Source organism: Massilia scottii (assembly GCF_030846495.1).
GTDB classification, from domain to species: domain Bacteria; phylum Pseudomonadota; class Gammaproteobacteria; order Burkholderiales; family Burkholderiaceae_D; genus Telluria_A; species Telluria_A violaceinigra.
Window position 1 is genome coordinate 136,306 of record NZ_JAVCWM010000012.1, and the last position, 16,730, is coordinate 153,035.

General features: G+C 64.6%; 13 protein-coding genes and 1 tRNA gene. 1 reads left to right on the plus strand and 13 read right to left on the minus strand.

Annotated features, from left to right (window positions below; all coding sequences use genetic code 11):
* Positions 1-15 precede the first annotated feature (15 nt).
* The 12 genes from RBA41_RS18235 to RBA41_RS18290 form a co-directional block, all read right to left on the minus strand.
* On the minus strand, positions 16-1,500 hold the full coding sequence (locus RBA41_RS18235) for a lipopolysaccharide biosynthesis protein (RefSeq protein WP_306625627.1): 1,485 nt from the start codon (positions 1,498-1,500) through the stop codon (positions 16-18).
* Between the two features lie 122 nt (positions 1,501-1,622).
* On the minus strand, positions 1,623-2,759 hold the full coding sequence (locus RBA41_RS18240) for a glycosyltransferase family 4 protein (RefSeq protein ID WP_306625628.1): 1,137 nt from the start codon (positions 2,757-2,759) through the stop codon (positions 1,623-1,625).
* Positions 2,760-2,773: 14 nt separating this feature from the next.
* Positions 2,774-4,291 carry an O-antigen ligase family protein gene (locus RBA41_RS18245; RefSeq protein WP_306625629.1) on the minus strand — a complete coding sequence of 506 codons (1,518 nt, stop codon included), beginning with the start codon at positions 4,289-4,291 and terminating at the stop codon, positions 2,774-2,776.
* Positions 4,292-4,322: 31 nt separating this feature from the next.
* A complete protein-coding gene (xrtB, locus tag RBA41_RS18250; protein ID WP_306625630.1) occupies positions 4,323-5,930 on the minus strand; it encodes an exosortase B in 1,608 nt (535 codons plus the stop codon).
* The gene (gene epsG / locus RBA41_RS18255) at positions 5,927-6,805 is read right to left on the minus strand and encodes a chain length determinant protein tyrosine kinase EpsG (RefSeq protein WP_306625631.1); all 879 of its coding nucleotides are present in this window, start codon (positions 6,803-6,805) and stop codon (positions 5,927-5,929) included. The genes xrtB and epsG overlap by 4 nt, the downstream gene beginning before the upstream one ends.
* Before the next feature lie 34 nt (positions 6,806-6,839).
* Positions 6,840-8,249, minus strand: a complete 1,410-nt coding sequence (epsF, locus tag RBA41_RS18260; RefSeq protein WP_306625632.1) for a chain length determinant protein EpsF — start codon at positions 8,247-8,249, stop codon at positions 6,840-6,842.
* A gap of 73 nt (positions 8,250-8,322) precedes the next feature.
* Entirely contained in the window at positions 8,323-9,111 is a 789-nt protein-coding gene (gene epsE, locus RBA41_RS18265; protein ID WP_306625633.1) for a polysaccharide export protein EpsE, read from the minus strand.
* 55 nt (positions 9,112-9,166) lie between these two features.
* Positions 9,167-10,156, minus strand: coding sequence for an EpsD family peptidyl-prolyl cis-trans isomerase (locus tag RBA41_RS18270; protein WP_306625635.1), 990 nt, complete (start codon positions 10,154-10,156; stop codon positions 9,167-9,169).
* Positions 10,157-10,396: 240 nt separating this feature from the next.
* Positions 10,397-11,779, minus strand: coding sequence for an undecaprenyl-phosphate glucose phosphotransferase (locus RBA41_RS18275; protein WP_306625637.1), 1,383 nt, complete (start codon positions 11,777-11,779; stop codon positions 10,397-10,399).
* Positions 11,780-11,787: 8 nt separating this feature from the next.
* A complete protein-coding gene (epsL, locus tag RBA41_RS18280) occupies positions 11,788-13,050 on the minus strand; it encodes an XrtB/PEP-CTERM-associated polysaccharide biosynthesis outer membrane protein EpsL (RefSeq protein ID WP_306625638.1) in 1,263 nt (420 codons plus the stop codon).
* 40 nt (positions 13,051-13,090) lie between these two features.
* Entirely contained in the window at positions 13,091-13,810 is a 720-nt protein-coding gene (locus RBA41_RS18285) for a CAAX prenyl protease-related protein (protein WP_306625640.1), read from the minus strand.
* A gap of 49 nt (positions 13,811-13,859) precedes the next feature.
* The gene (locus RBA41_RS18290; protein WP_306625642.1) at positions 13,860-15,767 is read right to left on the minus strand and encodes an ATP-binding cassette domain-containing protein; all 1,908 of its coding nucleotides are present in this window, start codon (positions 15,765-15,767) and stop codon (positions 13,860-13,862) included.
* Positions 15,768-15,947: 180 nt separating this feature from the next.
* Between RBA41_RS18290 and RBA41_RS18295 the strand changes: the two genes are divergently transcribed.
* A tRNA-Arg gene (locus tag RBA41_RS18295) sits at positions 15,948-16,022 on the plus strand.
* 242 nt (positions 16,023-16,264) lie between these two features.
* Here the strand turns inward: RBA41_RS18295 and RBA41_RS18300 are convergent.
* Positions 16,265-16,549: a hypothetical protein gene (locus tag RBA41_RS18300; protein WP_306625644.1), complete on the minus strand. Its 285-nt coding sequence runs from the start codon at positions 16,547-16,549 to the stop codon at positions 16,265-16,267.
* Positions 16,550-16,730: the final 181 nt, after the last annotated feature.

Genomic DNA, 16,730 nt, shown 5'->3' on the forward strand with positions numbered 1-16,730 from the left:
TGGATCCTGGGATGGTTAATCGTGTTTTGTAGGAGATACGGGAGATGCGCTGCCCGCCTTGGACAGGAACAGGGCGCGCGCCTCGGGCAGCGCGCCGGCCAGCTTGAGCAGGGCGACATACGCGACGGCGAAGGCGGCGCCGATCAGCACCGCTTCGGCCAGCGGCGCGCGCACCAGGTCGGCCGCATCGAGCAGCGCGGCCAGCGCGCCGGCGCCGGCGCAGGCGGCCAGGATGCGCAGCAGCGCGCCCCACTGCTGCAGGCGGCGCAGCGGCACCCCGGTCACGCGCGAAACGCGCCAGAAGCTGAAGGCGTTGCCGGCGGCCAGGGTGACCACATTGCCGAGCGCGGCGCCGGGCACGCCGAACAGCAGCGCGCCGGTCACGCCGGCGGCCAGGCTGACCAGCAGCAGGCAGGCATCGGCGGCCAGCAGGAAGCGGCCCTGGTTGAGCACCACCGTGAGCGTGCTGACCTCGACCGCCACGCCCAGCAGGGCCAGGCAGTTGATGCGCATGACGTCGGCGGCGAGCAGGTATTTGTCGGTGTAGACCACGGTCACGATGTGCACGGCCAGCACCGCCGTGAGCATCAGGGTCGGCAGCAGCACGAAGGCGCTGGCCAGGTTGGCGCGCTGGTTCAGGCGCAGCATGCCGGCCTGGTCCTTGGTCGATTCGAGCGCGGACAGGCGCGGCGCGATGGCGTTGCTGACGCTGTTGCGCACCAGGGCGACCACCGGCATGATGACGGCGCCGATCGAGAAGGCGGCAAAGGCGGCGGCCGGGAACATGGCGGCCGCGACCCACTGGTCGGCCTGGCCGCGCAGCAGGTACAGGGCGGACGCCAGGCCGAACGGCAAGGCATAGACCAGCTGGGTGCGCAGCACCGGCATCTGCAGCGGAAAGATGCCCAAGCCGTAGTGGCGCCCGATGTGCAGCAGCACCAGCGCCACCTTGATGGCGGCGTAGGCCACCAGGGCCCCGAACACCACGTCGACGCGCCCGGACCAGGCGGCGGCGCCCACCATCAGCACGCGCAGCACGGACAGCACGACGATGGTCCTGGCCTGGCCGGCCACGTCGCCGCGCGCATTGGGCAGGAACTCGATCAGGTTGGCCGCCACCCACAGGGTCAGGAAGGCCGGCATGAACCAGGCGGCGCTGTGCATGGCGCGCAGGCTGGCCGGCAGCAGCGGATTCCACGGCCCCAGCGCCAGGCCGGCGCACGCGCCGCTGAGCAGCAGCAGCAGCAAGGTCTGGTGCACATACGGCGCGCGCGCCGGCCCTTCATGGCGCGGCAGGAAATAGAACAGGCTGCGCGGCAGCGCGAAGGGCGCGATCGCCATGGCCGTGCCGATCGCCAGCCAGGCCAGGCGGTAATCGGCAAAGGCACTGGTCGGCAACAGGCGCACCAGCGCGATCGGCAGCATGAATTGCAGGACGAAGTCGAGCATGTTGGCGGCGGTCAGGGTGATCGCGCCGCGTTTCAGGCTGGCGGCCGTCATCGCACGCCCCCGCTACGCATCGCGCTCATCGCCATGGGCGACGTGGGCGCCGCTGCGCCCTTCGGGGTGGCGAAGCGGGTCCGGGCGCGCCGCCATGCGCGCGGGCTGGCATTGTTGCAGGTTCATGCGAGCAGCGCCGACAGGTAGGGAGCGGAGACGGTCTCGGGCGCCAGGCGCGTGGCGGCGTAGGCGCGGCAACGCGCGCTGCAGGCGGCCAGCTGGGCCGGGTCGGCCAGCAGCGCGCGCGCCGCCGCGACGGCGCCGGCGACGTCGCTCACCGCCACGCCCAGGCCCAGGCGGGCGATGATGCCGTCCGGGTCGAACGTGGCCACCACCGGGACGCCGTTGGCCCAGGCTTGCAGATAGGTGTTGGGAAAGCCCTCGAAGGATGAGGTGTTGACGAAGATGCGGGCGCGCGCGAACAGGCTGCGCGTGGCGCCGAACTTGACCTGGCCGTGAAAGCGCAGATTGGGCAAGGCGCGGCTGCCCTGCTCGGCGCGCAGGTACAGATCGCGCTCGGGCGGATGGGCGCCGCCGGCCATCTCGCAGACCAGCTCGGGCAGCTCGCGCACCATGTCGATGAACCACTCGGGACGCTTCATCGAGCGCATATTGGCCAGCCACAGCAGGTCGGTGCTGCGCTCGGCGGGGGCGAGGATGGTCTCGGGCAAGTCGGAAAACATGCCGGCCACCTCGGCATGCAAGCCATAGTTTTTCAGCAGCAGCTCGGCTTGCCTGTCGGTTTGCGCCAGGATGGCGTCGGCGCGCCGCAGGCCGTAGTGATACAGCATGCGGTCGCGTGCGTTCGTCAGCATCAGCGTAGCGGGCGCGCAATCGGCGTCGGAGGCGATGCGGAACACGAGGCGGCGAGCGTGACGGCGGCAAAAGGCGGCGGCGATGCCGACGCTGGCGCCGGCGCAGCTGACGTAGTAGACGTCGGCGTCGGCCGCCTTCATGGCGGCCCAGGTGGAGGTCAGGCGCGGCGCGAAAAAGCGCAGGCCGGGCAAGCCGGCGCGCAGGGCGAAGGTCTTGCGCACGGTCACGCCGCCGACCTGCTCGACCGGCTGCTGGCCGAAGTCGCCCACCAGGGAGGTGACCTGGTGGCCACTGCGCGCCAGGTAGCGCGACATCAGCGCGTGCTGCACTTCTTCGCCGCCGATGTGGATGTTTTTTCCATCCAGGTCGGCGATGACGCCCCAGGCGTAATAGTTCAGCATGCAGATGCGCGCCGATGTGCGCTGCTGTGAATCGCGCTGCATTGAATCGATATCCGTCACGTTGCCAGCTCGTCTTTCCGTAGGTCAAAGGGCTTGTCGTGCCAGGGTGCCGGTTCCCGATGCCGGTGCCTGTCCTTGGTGCGGTACACACCGCCGCAACCCATCAGGATGCCAAGCAGGATCCAGAAATACGATTGCGAAAAAGTGGGAGTGAACATATCGTCGGTGAAGCCCTGCAGGAACCACAGGGGAATCAGCACGGCGCCGCCGGCGAACATGCCTTGCAGGCTGGCGCTGGGATGCTCGCGCGACAGGCGCAGGAATTCGCGCCGCACGAACAGCAGGAAGGCGAGCACGAAGCCGAAGCCGACCAGGCCCAGGTCCATCAGGCCGCCCAGCCAGGCGCTGTGGGTCTGCGCCACCGGCAGCATCTTGTTCAGGCGCACGGGCGGGCTCCACAAGATCGAGCGCACGCCATGCGGCAAGACCGGTTCATCGAGCACATAGGGCAGCAGCGGCAGCCAGATGCCGTCCAGGCGGCCGGCCGTCACGGCGCCGCGGTCGCCGTTGTCGACCCCGGTCAGGGCGCGTTCGAGGATCGGTTCGATCACGAGCGGGCCGATGCAGCCGGCCACGATCACGCCGATGATGACGGTCTTGACGCTGATGCGCTTCCAGAAGTAAATCAGGTTGACCAGGATGAAGCCGACGAAGCCGCCGCGCGAGAACGTCATCAGCACGCACACGGCGAACACCACGGCGGAGACGAACAGCAGGCGGCGCTGGGCGTTGCCGGCCCCGCGCAGCGAGAACAGGGTCACCACGTAGAGCATGTTCAACAACAGGCTCATCTCGTTGGCGTGCATGCCGAGGCTGCCGAGGAAGTCGCGCGCCAGGGGCGAGGCCAGCTGGCGCAGCGACATGCCCGAGGAAATCAGGCGCCAGCCCACCAGGGTGCAGAACACCCAGCCGGAAGCGAGCATCAGGTAGAGGAATTTTTCCGGCTTTTTACTGTGGCGCACGGACAGCCCCACCAGCAGCGCCAGCAGCACCAGAAATTGCGGCTTGAGGAACATGTCGCGCAGATAGCCGAAGCCATCCTTGAACTGGATCAGGCGTTCGGCCTCGAAGCGCGGCGGAATCAGACTGACGTTGGACATGCCGACCAGGCAGGCGATGGCGATCGGCAGCACATACCAGGCGAGCAGGCGCATCGGCGCGATCGGATCGCGCCAGCGCCGCAGTCCGGCATGGACGACGTAGGAAACCATGGTCAGGAACAGGATCAGGTTGAGCGGATTGAGACCGCGGATGCCCAGCATTTCATGCGGAAAGAAGGCCAGCGCCGAGAGCGGCATGATGACGATGGCGGCGCCGACCCCGACCCGGAAATCGAGCATGACCCACAAGCCGAGGGCGGCCAGGATCACGGCCGCCGGCACCAGCACGCCCAGGGTCGGCACGGCGGCCCCGAACACGGCCGCGAGCAGCAGCAGCGCGGCGATGCCGGCCACCGCGCCCGACCTGGCGCCGCCCTTGTAGCGGCGCGACTGGGGAACCGGGTGCTCGATCATGCCGGCACCTGTACATGCGATCCGCCGCACATCACGCAGGAGCGCCGATCAGCTTGGCGCGCACGGTTGGCGCAACGTGCTTCATCAGATCGTTGACAAACGCATCCTGGGCGGCGAAGGCGGCCTTGTCGTCGGCGTCGATGGCCGAGACGCGGAACAGGTAACCGTCGGGAATGAAATCGGACAGCGCGTACTTGAGCTGCACCACCTGGCGGTCGAGATAGCTGCGCACCACGCTGCTGCCCATGGTGAACCAGTAGGTGACCGGCTCGATGCGCGGGCCATTGCTGGCCACCATGCGCGTGACCGGCACCGGCAAGCCGTCGATGACGATATTTTCATTGTGCAAGTCGCGGATCTGGAAGCCCTGGGCCGCGTAGCACACTTCCTGGCGGTGCGCGCGCATCGACTGGGTCTGGTTGGAACCGTAGGCGATGGTCAGCATCACGCGCTGGCCGCGGCTGTTGATGTAGGTGCGGGAAAGGGTCTGGCTGTAGATGGCCGCCACTTTTTCCTGCTGCACGGAGGACGGCACCACGGCCACGGCGTCGGGATCGATCTTCCAGTCGCCGAAGGCGCCCGGGACGCTCGTTTCCAGCACGATCGCGGGCTCGCTGTCGGCCAGCATTTTCTGCGGCTTGATGGCGAGCGTCGCCAGCAGGGCCGCGCCCATCAGCAGCGCGGCCGGCAGCGCCATGCGCAGCGGGCCGTAGTCGGCCGACAGGGCCGGCGGCCCGGCGGCGCCGGCGAACAGGGGCAGCGCTTCCTTGTCGGCGGCGCCGAAGCGCAGCAGCGAATCGGTGGCGATGATCAGGAGCAGCGCCGAGACGAACAGCACCATGCCGGCGAAGCCGTGCAGGAAGCCCTGCCCCGCCGCGTCGCCCAGGTGATAGGTGATCAGGGTGAGCACCATGACCCGGATCACGTTCGAGATGAAGGAGATCGGCACGATCAAAATCGCCAGGGTGATGTTGCGGAACAGCGAATTGTGGCGCACGATGTTCAGGTACAGCAGGCCCAGCGCTTCCAGCGTGAACAGGGTGTGCAGGCCGGCGCAGGCGTCGGCCACGAGCAGCTTGTACTGGCCGATCTGGAGGATCACGCCGCTGCGCGAGATCGGATAGCCGACCCAGTACAGCACGTTGCCGACCACCCACGAGACGGCGGTTTTCATGGGCATGGTCAGCATGTCGACCAGCGAACCGGGCAGCGGCAGCATGAACAGCATGAAGAAGAACGGGAACCACTGGGCGCGCAGGGCGCGCGTGCCGCGCATGAGCAAGATGAGCGCCATCAGGGTGCCCAGGTAGGAGCCGATCTCGAAGATGGCGATGCCCTGCGAGCGGCCGATGAAGTACACGAACACCGACAGCACCAGCAGCGGCCAGCCCAGCCAGCTACCGCGCTCGCCTTCGCTCACGGCCAGCATCTGGCCCCAGTTGCGGTACAGCAGCCAGTGCGAAATGCCGAGGATGATCGGGCCGTGCGCCTGTTCTTCGGTCGACCACAGGCCGGTGAACATGTCGTAGAAGCTCGGCACATACATCAGCAGCAAGCCGAGCGCGAGCGGCGCCCAGGATGGCAGCGCGCCGTTGCCGGACAGGCCGGCCGGCAGGGACGACTTGGCCTGCGTGCTCATTTGAAGTCCACCAGGACCGAACCGACCACCACGGCGCCGTTCTGGGCCACCTGTTCGGCCAGGGCGTTGACGTCGCCCATGTGGGTCCTGTTCTTGCGCGCGACGATCAGCACGCCGCCGGTGCGGGCGGCCAGCACCAGGGCGTCGAGCCCGGTCTGGCTGGCGGCCACGTCGTACAGGGTGACGTCGTATTTCGATTCGAGCTGGGCGTTCAGGCCGGCGAAATTGCTGCGGCTGAGCAGTTCCTGGGGATTCGGCGGCAAGGTGCCGGCGCCCAGCACCGACAGGTCGACGAAGGAACCGATATGGGCCGTGACGTCGAGGTCGGCGCGGCCGGCCAGCACGTCGGACAAACCTTGTTTGCCGGGAATGTTGAAAATGGTGTGCTGGGCCGGTTTGCGCAGGTTGGCGTCGACCAGCAGGGTGTGCTCGCCGAGCTGGGAAAACACCACCGCCAGGTTGGCCGCGAACAGGCTGGCGCCATCGCCGCGGTCGATGCCGACCACGGTGAGCGACTTGCGCCCGCGCGCGAACCAGCGCAGCATCAGCTGGCTGCGCACGGCGCGCAGGGTTTCGACCTGCGGGCTGAACGGATCGTAGGCGGCCACCAGGTAGGGCGAATAGCTGCCCTCGCCCTCCTGCAGGTAGGGATAGTCGAACTGGCGCGCCAGCACTTGCTGGATGTCGGCCTCGTTGATCAGGCCCAGGCGCTGGGCGGCCTCGCCGAAGCGGATCCCCAGTTCCTTCTGCATGCGCAGCACGCGCTCGGCGTTCTCGGGGGTGATCTTGCCCGATTCGAGCAGCAAGTGGCCGATGCTCGAATCGGCGCGTTTCAGTTTCTCGGAGGCGGCCAGGGAAAGCTCGGTCTGCGTCATGGTGTTTCCTATTGTTGGTTCAGGCGCGGGCTTGCTAGCCCAGGCGCAGGCGGCGCGGCAGCAGCGAATTGATCGCGCTGTAGCGGCGGCGCTTCGGCGCGGTCCAGTCGATCATGCCGAGCACCGGCATCTGCAGCACTTCGGCCATATCGGTTTCCGAACGCACGCGGCGGTCGATCATTTCGGTCAGCAGGGCAAAGCCCAGGCCCAGCATGACGCCGAGGAAGGCCGACAGCATGGTGTTGAGCATCACGCGCGGACCGCTGGCGCCCAGCGGGGCGGTGGCCGGATTGAGCACGGCGATATCGGACTGCTCGGACGCGCCTTCGATGCGGGTCTGCGAGAAACGCTGCGAGGTGGCGTCGAAGGCGCGCTGGGCGCTCTCGACATCCTTGACCAGCACGCCGAGTTCGTCGCGGCTGCGGTTCAGTTCCAGTACCTTGGCCTTCTGGGCCGCCAGCGCGGCGCGCACGGACGCTTCGCGCTGCTGCAGGATGGCGGCGTTGTTGCCGACACTGCTGGACGCGGAGCGCTGCTGGGAAGCCAGGTTGGCACGAATCTTGTCAACTTCCGCCTTGATGCTCAGGTATTGCGGATGGTTCACGCCCAGGCGCTGGCCAGCTTCGGCCAGGCGCGATTCGGCGCCGGCCAGTTGCACCTTGACGTTCAGCACCAGCGGATTGGCGGCCACGTCGGGCGAATCGACGCCGCGCGCACCCTGCGCCATGCCCTGGCGCGAATTGGCTTCCATGGCCTGGCCCTGGGCCGCGACCAGCTGCGCCGACAGGTCGTTGAGGCGGTTCGATTCGACGTCGAGACGGTTGTCGACGCTGACGATGCCATTGTCCTGCTGGTACTTGGAGAGGCGGCTCTGGGCCGCTTCAACGTTACCGCGCAGCATTTTGGTCTGCTCGTTGAAGTAGGCCGCGGCCTTTTTCATCGGCTCGACCTTCAGTTCGATGCTCAGCTTCTGGTATTCCTCGGCGAAGGCATTCGCCACGGCCGCCACGAATTGCGGGTCGGCGCCCTTGAAATTGATTTCGACCACGCTGCTTTCGCGCGATGGCACCACGTCGAGCTTGTGCAGCAAGAGGTCGGCCAGCCAGTCGCGCACGGTGCCGCGGCCGCCCGTGGCTTTCTTGAATTGATCGACCACGGTCTGGTTCTCGGCCATCTTGAGCTGGTCGACCACCCTTCCGGCCACATTCTTGCTGCTGATGATATCGATCTGGGTTGCCATATAGCCCGGCAACAGCTGGCTCGGCATCGCCATCCCGGTCAGCGGATCGACCCCCTTGTAGTTGAGCAGCACGGACGCCGTGGCCTGGTAAGTCTTGGGCATCGACAGGCTGACCATCAGGGTCAGGGTGACGGTGACCAGCAGGGTCGCGAGGATGATGTACTTGCGCGCATACAAAATCAGCAGGAACTGGGATAAATTCATTTAGTAACTCTCGATATGGTGCGGCAGCCAGGGCCGCGGGCCGGGGCCGCGAGCCAAGGCCCCGGCCAAAAAATTAGAACCAGCTTTCCTTGACGAAGACAACGTCGTCAACTTGCAGCAGGTCGTCCTGCTTGGCGTCGATCAGGCGAATCTTGCCGTCCGCATCGCGGCGCTTGATGACCAGGCCGCGCTCGGTGCCGCGCATGGACAGGCCGCCGCCGGCCGACAGGGCTTGCACCACGGTCATCGAGCGCTCGAGGCGGAACGCGCCCGGACGCTGGACTTCGCCGTAGATATAGAATTTCGGGGCGCGCTCGACGTACACGATATCGTTGCCGGACAAAGCGTAATCCTTGGCCAGCTGGCCGGCGCGGATCATTTCGATGACATCGATTTCCTCGCGCGTGGTCTTGCCGTCGCGGGTGCGGATCAGGCTGACGCGGTCGCCGCCTTCGCCGTTGATGCCGCCGGCCATGGCCAGCAAGTCCATCAGGCTGCGCTTGCCTTCGATCGGGTAGCGGCCCGGGCGGTTAACCTGGCCCAGCACCGATACCTGCTGGCTCTGCACCGCGGTGACGATCACGTTCACTTGCGGCTTCTTGACGTAATTGCCGGCCTCGAGCATGGAAGCGATCTTCTTTTCCGCCGCCGCCGCCGACAGGCCGGCCACCGGCACCTGGCCGATCAGGGGAAAACTGATATTGCCGCCTTCGCTGACCCGGGTTTCCAGGGTCAGGTCGGGGCTGCCGTAGACGGAGACCTTGAGCACGTCGCCCGGTCCGAGCGGCAGATCGGCGGCCATGGCCGCACCCATCGTCATGGTCATCAGGAAAGCCATCAGGCCGTGTACCAGTTGTTTCATTATTTTCACCTCTAATCAATGCAGTTTCAGTTGTCGGGACGGCGGCAGGGGCCGCTTATTTCAGACCAGCCACGCCGCGCGCCGTGGCGGCGTCGTCGGCCGCCGGCGTGGCTGCCGGCTGGGCCGGCGCTGGCGCGGCTTCGGCCGGCGCCGGGGTCGCCGGCGCGGCTGGCGCGGCTGGCGCGGCGGCCAGGGTCGGGGTTTTCAGGTAATCGATCTTGGCGGCCGTGCGCAGACGCTTGAGTTCGGCATCGGCGGCGTCCTTGGTGCGCTTGTTGAACAGGAATTTCTCGATCTGCGGCGAAGCCACTTCGAGCGAGGCCGGGTTGTCGCGCACGTCGACGATCGATACCAGCATGCTGCGCTCGCCTTCCTTGACGATGAACAGCTGGTTCTTCGGCATGCTCTTGAGCTTGGCGGACATTTCCGGCGCCAGGTCGGAGGTGGTGCGCGAGGCCTGGGCGCGCATGTACTTGATCTTGTTGGCGTCGAACCAGACGGCCACGTCGTCGAGCGACTTGGCGTTCTCGGCCACGTTCTTGACTTCGTCGCTCAGGTCTTTCGACTGGATCACCAGCTGCTTCATGTCGAACTGCTTGCGGGCGGCGAAGAAGTCGGGATTCCTGGTGTAGTAATCGCTGATTTCGGCGGGGGTCGGACGGGCCAGGCCGCCGACTTTCTTTTGCATGTAGTACTGGGCGATGATCAGGGCCTTGGCCCGTTCGATCGCCTGCACCACCTTCGGATCGCGGTCGGTCTTGTCCTTGGCCGCTTCATTTTGCAGCAGCTGGCGGTCGATCAGGGCTTCGACCAGCTTCCTGCTGGCCTCGGCCTGCTGGGCCGGCGGCACATTGGCCAGCATCAGCTCTTCGCTCAGCTGCAGCTCGGTGATTTCTTCTCCGTTGACGCTGACCAGCGCCTGGCCCACCTTGGGCTTGCTGTCTTTGTTGCCGCAGCCGGCAAGTCCGGCGAGCGCGACCATGAGGGCCGCGCACAGCAAGCGTTTGGGGGATGGCGGCGACATGGCCAGGGTGGAGTTGTTCAATTTATTCCTCAATTTTGTTTATAAAGCTTGATTAATACACAACGAGATTGCCGGGATTATTACACACATCGGCAAATCGATGCGTTTAAATGGTGCTGCTATTCCGCCCTGCATGATGGCTGGCGGGGCGTGCCGCGGCGCCCCTGCCGTCCTGCATTTTAGCGCGTTGCTGATGACGACGAAACAACTTTTGCTGCACTGCGGTAGCGGATTAAGGCCGGCTTAATACGCCTTGTTGTATTAGTGCGCATTCTCGCGGCTGAACACGACCTTGACCGTCTTGACGATGATCCACAGGTCGAGCCAGAGCGACCAGCTGCGCAGATAATCGAGATCGTACTGGATGCGCGCTTCCATCTTGTCGAGCGTTTCGGTCTCGCCGCGCATGCCGTTGACCTGGGCCCAGCCGGTGATGCCGGGCTTGACCTTGTGGCGCAGCATGTAGCCCTTGATCAGCTTGCGGTACTGCTCGTTGTGCGCCACCGCGTGCGGACGCGGGCCGACGATGCTCATGCGTCCCTGCAGCACATTGAAGAACTGGGGCAGCTCGTCAAGCGAACTCTTGCGTAAAAACGCGCCGACCCGGGTGATGCGCTGGTCGCCCTTGCGCGCCTGCACGACGGTATCGCCATTCTCGGTCACGGTCATCGAGCGGAACTTGTAGACGATGATTTCCTCGCCGTACAGGCCGTAGCGGCGCTGGCGGAAAATCACCGGTCCGGGCGAGGTGAACTTCACGGCGGCGGCGATGACGAGCATGATCGGCAGCAGCATCAGCTGGATGATCAGGCCGAGCACGATGTCGCTGGTGCGCTTGACCATGCTGTTCAAGCCCATGAACGGGGTTTCGCAGATGGCGATCACGGGCATGCCGCCGACATTGTCGAAACGCGCCTGCATCAGGTCGAACACATAGATATCGGGCAGGAAATAGACCGAGGCCGTGGTGTCCTGCAGTTCGTCGAGCAGCTTGCGGATGCGCGGCTGGGCCGAGATCGGCTGGCTGATGAAGATCATCTTGATGTTATGTTCGCGCACGTAGGCGGCGATATCGGCCATCTTGCCCAGCATCGGATGGCGCAGGTTGGCCGGATGGCGGTCTTCGGTGCGGTCGTCGAAAAAGCCGTGCATCTGCATGAACAGGTTCTTGTGGCGCTCGCAGATGCCGGCGAACTTGATGCCGACGTCATTGGCGCCGATCACCACCACCGAGCGCATTTCGGTATTGTTGCCGGGGCCGACGGAAACGCGGCGCACCGCGAGGTGGCTCACCAGCATCACGATCGGGGTGGCGATGAACCAGGTCAGCACGACTTTGTTGTCGTAATAATACGACAGTCCGCTGGCCGAACCGAGGAACAGCAGCACGCACACGGTCAGGATCCAGCCGAACACGGTGTCGCGCATATAGGCCAGCATGCGCCCGCTGCGCCAGGTCCGGTACGGATCGACGTGCTGGTAGACGGCGGACGAGACGAAGAAAGCGAGAATCATCAGTACCAGCGAATACCCCGTGAACGGCTCATGGAAGAACATCGACGAGACGTACAGGGTCCCCATGATGATCAGGGGATCGAGCACGCGCTGGAAGAACGAAATTAAGGGGATATCATTGACCGTCATGGGCACCTTTAAAACTGCGCATTGGCGTTCACTGAAACCGTGTTCGCCTTGAAGCTTCCATTCCCGAGGAATTGCGCGCCGCTGCGCTCCTGGTGGATGAAAGAGGTGGAAAATTGCACCGTCTGCGCGGGAACCCAGGTGGCGCCGAAGGTGGCCGTGCGCAATGTGTCGCTCAGGTCGCCCGGCGAATTGGGCAGCAGGCGGCCTTCGTAGGAGCGCTGCTCCACGCTCAGCGAGCTGTCGAAGCGCACCTTGGCCAGCGCGTCCCAGCTGGCGCCGACGCTGGCGCCGCGGTTCAGGCTGAAGGTATAGTAAAAGTTATCGATGGCGGCGAACTCGCGCCACAGCGCGCCATTGAGGCGCAGCTTCTGGCGCGGACTGTAGTCCGCCGTGACGCGTCCGTTGAAGCCGCCGACGTCGTGCGGTCCCGCCTGCGCATTCTTGCGCTTGGCGTAGCCGGCCAGACCCTGCACCGTGAGAATGGGCGTGGCGCGCCAGACCACGCGCGCCTTCAATTCATCCTGCTCGTAATCGTCGTCGCGCACCAGGCCGGCGATCACGCGCTTGTTCAGGTACTTGCCGGTCAGGCGGCGCGCCACCAGGCCGGCGCTGCTGCCGCTGCGCGGCAGGTAGTCGAAGCCGGCTTCGACCGCGTCCTGGGTGCGGTCGTTGTAGCGCTGCACCAGCAGCTCATAGGTATATTTGTCGCGCGAGGCGGCGCCGCGCACGCGCCAGCTCGGGTGCATGCGCCAGGCGCCGTCGACGAACTGGCGGCGCTGCACGCGCAGATTGCGCTCGCGGCTCTGGAAATCGGTGTACGGCGCCAGGCTCTGGGCGTAGGTGGCGCCGAGGCTGCCTTCCAGGTGGTTGCCGAGCTGCCACTTCCAGGTACCCTGGAAATCCTTGCCATCGTAATCGAGCTGGCGGAAGTGCGAGTACGCCACTTTCGACAGCTTGCCCTGCAGCTGGATGCGCTGGCGGCTGTAGGTTTTGTCGACAATGACGCCGGCCACGCTCTGGCGCGCCGAATCGCTGCGCTGGTTGTCGTAACCGGGAGACTGGTCTTCCAGGCGAAACAGGTTGTCATCGTAGAAATAGCCGAGGCCGCCGTAAACGTGGAACGCATCGGACGGCCCGGCCCAGGCCGGAACGGCGGCAGCGACGCCCAGGGCAAGGGCCAGCGCGGCGGCGCCCGGCGCGGCGGCGCCCGACGCGGGGGCGCCCGGCGCCCGGCGTGGGCGGGTCGGATAAGGTGGCAAGGAGGAAGGCATTTGTTAGTCTTTGTTCAAGTCATTTCGAATTGGCGAGATATTACCAGTATGTCCAATTTCCTGTTCGCACAATCCACAGCCCCAGGAGGCCGTTGGTGACGGCGTGCGCGAGGATGGATGACCACAGGCTGCGATGTTTCATGTACAACAGGGAATAGGCGGCGCCGGCGACGATCCCGGCCAGCCACAGGTTATGCTCAAATCCAAACAGGACGACGCCGATCACAAAACTTTTGAGGCTTATTTGTGCTGGATCAAGCGACTCGAAATTGTCGGAGTCGATCCAGCGCATCAGGAACGAGCGCCAGAACAGTTCTTCCATGACCGGCACGACCAGGGCGGCGCCGGCGATGCGCACGGCCACCATCAGCCAGTCGATCCGGCCGCCGGTGGTGGGATTGAAGCCCTCGGGCGCGCCGATCACCATCCAGTCGGCGTCCAGGCTGACCCACAGCACCAGCACCACCACGCCGGTCACGACCGCCACGGCGGTGGCTGCCGCGCCGAGGCGCCAGGCATGCAGTTCGGTGTAATCGCGCCAGAACCAGGCCAGGGTGGCGAGGACGGCGCCGACCTTGAGGGCGTACATCCAGCGCAGCGCCTGGGCGTCGAAGCCCAGGCGGGTCAGGACATCGACCGCGATGATGAAGAAGATATAGACCAGGAACGGCAGGATGCGGGCCCAGGCCGAGCGACTGAACATCGGAACGTTGGCAGCGGCAGGCGCCGTCAGGTCGGGTTGTTCATTGCGTTCGGACATGGTTCTTCATCTGCCAGGCATTTGCCTGCTCCTGTTTAATCTATGGTGATCATCCCTTTGAACGGGCTTCGATCAGTTCCCACTTTTCCAGCGCATCGCTCAGAAGCTGATCGATTTCGGCAAAGCGCGTATTGAGGCGCTTGGCATCGGCCGGGTTGGTCCTGTAAAAGTCCGGTGCATTGAGTTGCTGCGTGATGGCCGATTGCTCGTCCTCCAGGCTGGCTATCAATAATGGCAGCTCTTCGAGCTCGCGCTGTTCCTTGTTACTCAATTTTACCTTTTTGGCAACAGGAACACCAGAGGTTGTTGTAGTAGTTTTAACAGTCGCCTTCGGCGTCGATGCCACGCTCTGGGCCTGGATCTGGCCTTTCACGCGTTCCCAGTCGGTATAGCCACCGACAAATTCGCGCCAGTTGCCCTCGCCTTCGGCCACGATCACCTGGGTCACGACGTTATCGAGGAAGGTGCGGTCGTGGCTGACCAGGAACACGGTGCCGGTGTAGTCTTCCAACAACTCTTCGAGCAGTTCGAGGGTATCGATGTCCAGATCGTTGGTCGGCTCATCGAGCACCAGGCAGTTGGCCGGCTTGGCGAACAGGCGCGCCAGCAGCAGGCGGTTGCGCTCGCCGCCGGAGAGCGACTTGACCGGCGAACGGGCCCGTTCCGGCGCGAACAGGAAGTCGTTCAGGTAAGTCATGACGTGCTTGCGCGCGCCATTGATCTCGACCCAGTCGCTGCCCGGGGCGATGGTTTCCATCAGATTGGCTTCTTCATTGAGCTGGGCGCGCATCTGGTCGAAGTATGCGACCTGCAATTTGGTGCCCAGACGCACGGTGCCGCTGTCGGCTTGCTCTTCGCCAAGGATCATTTTCAGCAGGGTGGTCTTGCCGGCGCCGTTGGCGCCGATCAGGCCGACCTTATCGCCGCGCAAGATGGTGCCGCTGAAGTTGCTGACGATAACTTTGTCGCCGTACGCCTTGTTGACGTTTTCCAGGTCCGCCACGATCTTGCCCGAGCGCTCGCCCGACGACACTTCGAGCTTGACCTGGCCCTGCTGGTCGCGGCGCGCGGCGCGCAACAGGCGCAGCGCTTCCAGGCGGCGCACGCGGCCTTCGTCGCGCACGCGGCGCGCCTTGACGCCCTTGCGGATCCAGACTTCTTCCTGGGCCAGGAATTTATCGAACTTGGCCGCTTCGACTTCTTCGATTTCCAGCTGTTCGGCCTTGCGCGTCTGGTAGGCGCTGAAATTGCCCGGATACGACAGCAGCTTGCCGCGGTCGAGTTCGATGATGCGGGTGGCAACGTTGTCGAGGAAGCTGCGATCGTGGGTGATGAACAGGACCGAGCCCTTGAAGTCGCGCAACAGGCTTTCCAGCCACAGGATCGAGCGGAAGTCGAGGTGGTTGGTCGGCTCGTCGAGCAGCAGCACGTCCGGCGCGGACACCAGCGCCACGGCCAGCGCGACGCGCTTTTGCATCCCGCCCGACAGCGTGCCCATGAGCGCATCGCCGGACAGGCTGAGACGGTCGAGGGTGGTGTCGACCTTGTTTTGCATGCTCCAGCCATCGGTGGCGTCGAGCTGGACTTGCAGGTCGTGCATGCGCTCCATCAGCGCATCGTCGTCGCCCTGGCCGAACTGGCCGGTCAGCTCTTCGTATTCGGCCAGCATGGCGGCCTGCCCCCCCATGCCGGCGGCGACCGCGTCGAACACCGACATGCCCGGGTCGAAGGTCGGTTCCTGATCGACATAGGCGATTTTGATACCTTGTTGCATGACCAGCAAGCCATCATCGAGCTTGAATTTGCCCGAGATGGTTTTCAGCAGCGAGGACTTGCCGGTGCCGTTGCGCCCGATCAGACCGACGCGCTCCGTGGTTTCAAGGGAAAATTCCGCGTGATCGAGCAACGCGACGTGGCCGAACGCAAGTTGCGCCGACGAGAGTGAAATGACAGCCATAGAGGGTAAGTGCGCAGGCAGGAAAACCGGCCAGATGAATGAATGAAGCACGCATTGTACCGACTTGGGACAGAGGACACCCAATTTGCCGCCATTCAGGGCGCAATCCTCGGCTATAATTGCGTCGATTCACGACACCGGGCCGCCTCAGGCTGGCGCCGATCGCCGAATCATAGCGTCCTCTCCGTAGCACAATGGATAGTGCACATGCCTCCTAAGCGTGGGATACAAGTTCGATTCTTGTCGGAGGGACCAGTCTGTTCGGGGCGATGACCATCGCCCGGACAATGGGCGCCCAGCATGCCTGCGCGCCGGATGACAACGGCATCTGCAAGCCGCTTGCAGCATCAAGACGATCGCGCCTTTCCCCTGCACTGACAAACCAGCCTGGCACCGTCTTCACGACGGCCCGGTGCGCCAGCCCTGCTTGCGGGTCAAGCAAGCAGGCGCGGTTACCGTAGCCGCCCTCGGATCTGTCGCAGGAAACGGCTGCGCGTTTATCCGCCCACACATTTGAAGGAAATCTCGGCCGACGAGGTACGCGCGAACGGAATGGCATTCTTGCCCTCGCCGCTGATCAGTTCGAGCGTTTTGCCGTTCTTGGCGCAAAAGGCCACGCCCTCCTGGATCAGGTCGGCCTTAACCGTGGCGCCCGAGACAAACATGCCGCCGCCGCTGGTTTTAGCAATCATATAGGTGTCCTTGCCGGTTTGAACCGGACCGGACGAGGCGCAGCCGGCCAGCAAGACAGCGGCAAGGGAGATCAGGAAGGGACGCATCATCACTTTCGGAGAGTGTCAATGCGCCGGGAGAGGCGATCGACTGGGCGGTGGATCGGTGACCATGGAAGATTTGCCATTGATCACCTTCAATTGGAATATTGCAATAACCAAATTGTATCCGAAGAGGCGGTTTTGGCCCAGCCACCTCCCTTTTCAGCGTACCTGTACGATGCCTTCATTC

Excerpts from the sequence above, each read along its gene's own strand:
- epsE (WP_306625633.1), bottom strand. The coding sequence starts at position 9,111 with ATGAAACAACTGGTACACGGCCTGATGGCTTTCCTGATGACCATGACG.
- RBA41_RS18275 (WP_306625637.1), bottom strand. The coding sequence starts at position 11,779 with ATGACGGTCAATGATATCCCCTTAATTTCGTTCTTCCAGCGCGTGCTC.
- epsF (WP_306625632.1), bottom strand. The coding sequence starts at position 8,249 with ATGAATTTATCCCAGTTCCTGCTGATTTTGTATGCGCGCAAGTACATC.
- RBA41_RS18300 (WP_306625644.1), bottom strand. The coding sequence starts at position 16,549 with ATGATGCGTCCCTTCCTGATCTCCCTTGCCGCTGTCTTGCTGGCCGGC.
- RBA41_RS18240 (WP_306625628.1), bottom strand. The coding sequence starts at position 2,759 with ATGCAGCGCGATTCACAGCAGCGCACATCGGCGCGCATCTGCATGCTG.
- RBA41_RS18290 (WP_306625642.1), bottom strand. The coding sequence starts at position 15,767 with ATGGCTGTCATTTCACTCTCGTCGGCGCAACTTGCGTTCGGCCACGTC.
- RBA41_RS18285 (WP_306625640.1), bottom strand. The coding sequence starts at position 13,810 with ATGTCCGAACGCAATGAACAACCCGACCTGACGGCGCCTGCCGCTGCC.
- xrtB (WP_306625630.1), bottom strand. The coding sequence starts at position 5,930 with ATGAGCACGCAGGCCAAGTCGTCCCTGCCGGCCGGCCTGTCCGGCAAC.
- RBA41_RS18235 (WP_306625627.1), bottom strand. The coding sequence starts at position 1,500 with ATGACGGCCGCCAGCCTGAAACGCGGCGCGATCACCCTGACCGCCGCC.
- epsG (WP_306625631.1), bottom strand. The coding sequence starts at position 6,805 with ATGACGCAGACCGAGCTTTCCCTGGCCGCCTCCGAGAAACTGAAACGC.
- RBA41_RS18245 (WP_306625629.1), bottom strand. The coding sequence starts at position 4,291 with ATGATCGAGCACCCGGTTCCCCAGTCGCGCCGCTACAAGGGCGGCGCC.
- epsL (WP_306625638.1), bottom strand. The coding sequence starts at position 13,050 with ATGCCTTCCTCCTTGCCACCTTATCCGACCCGCCCACGCCGGGCGCCG.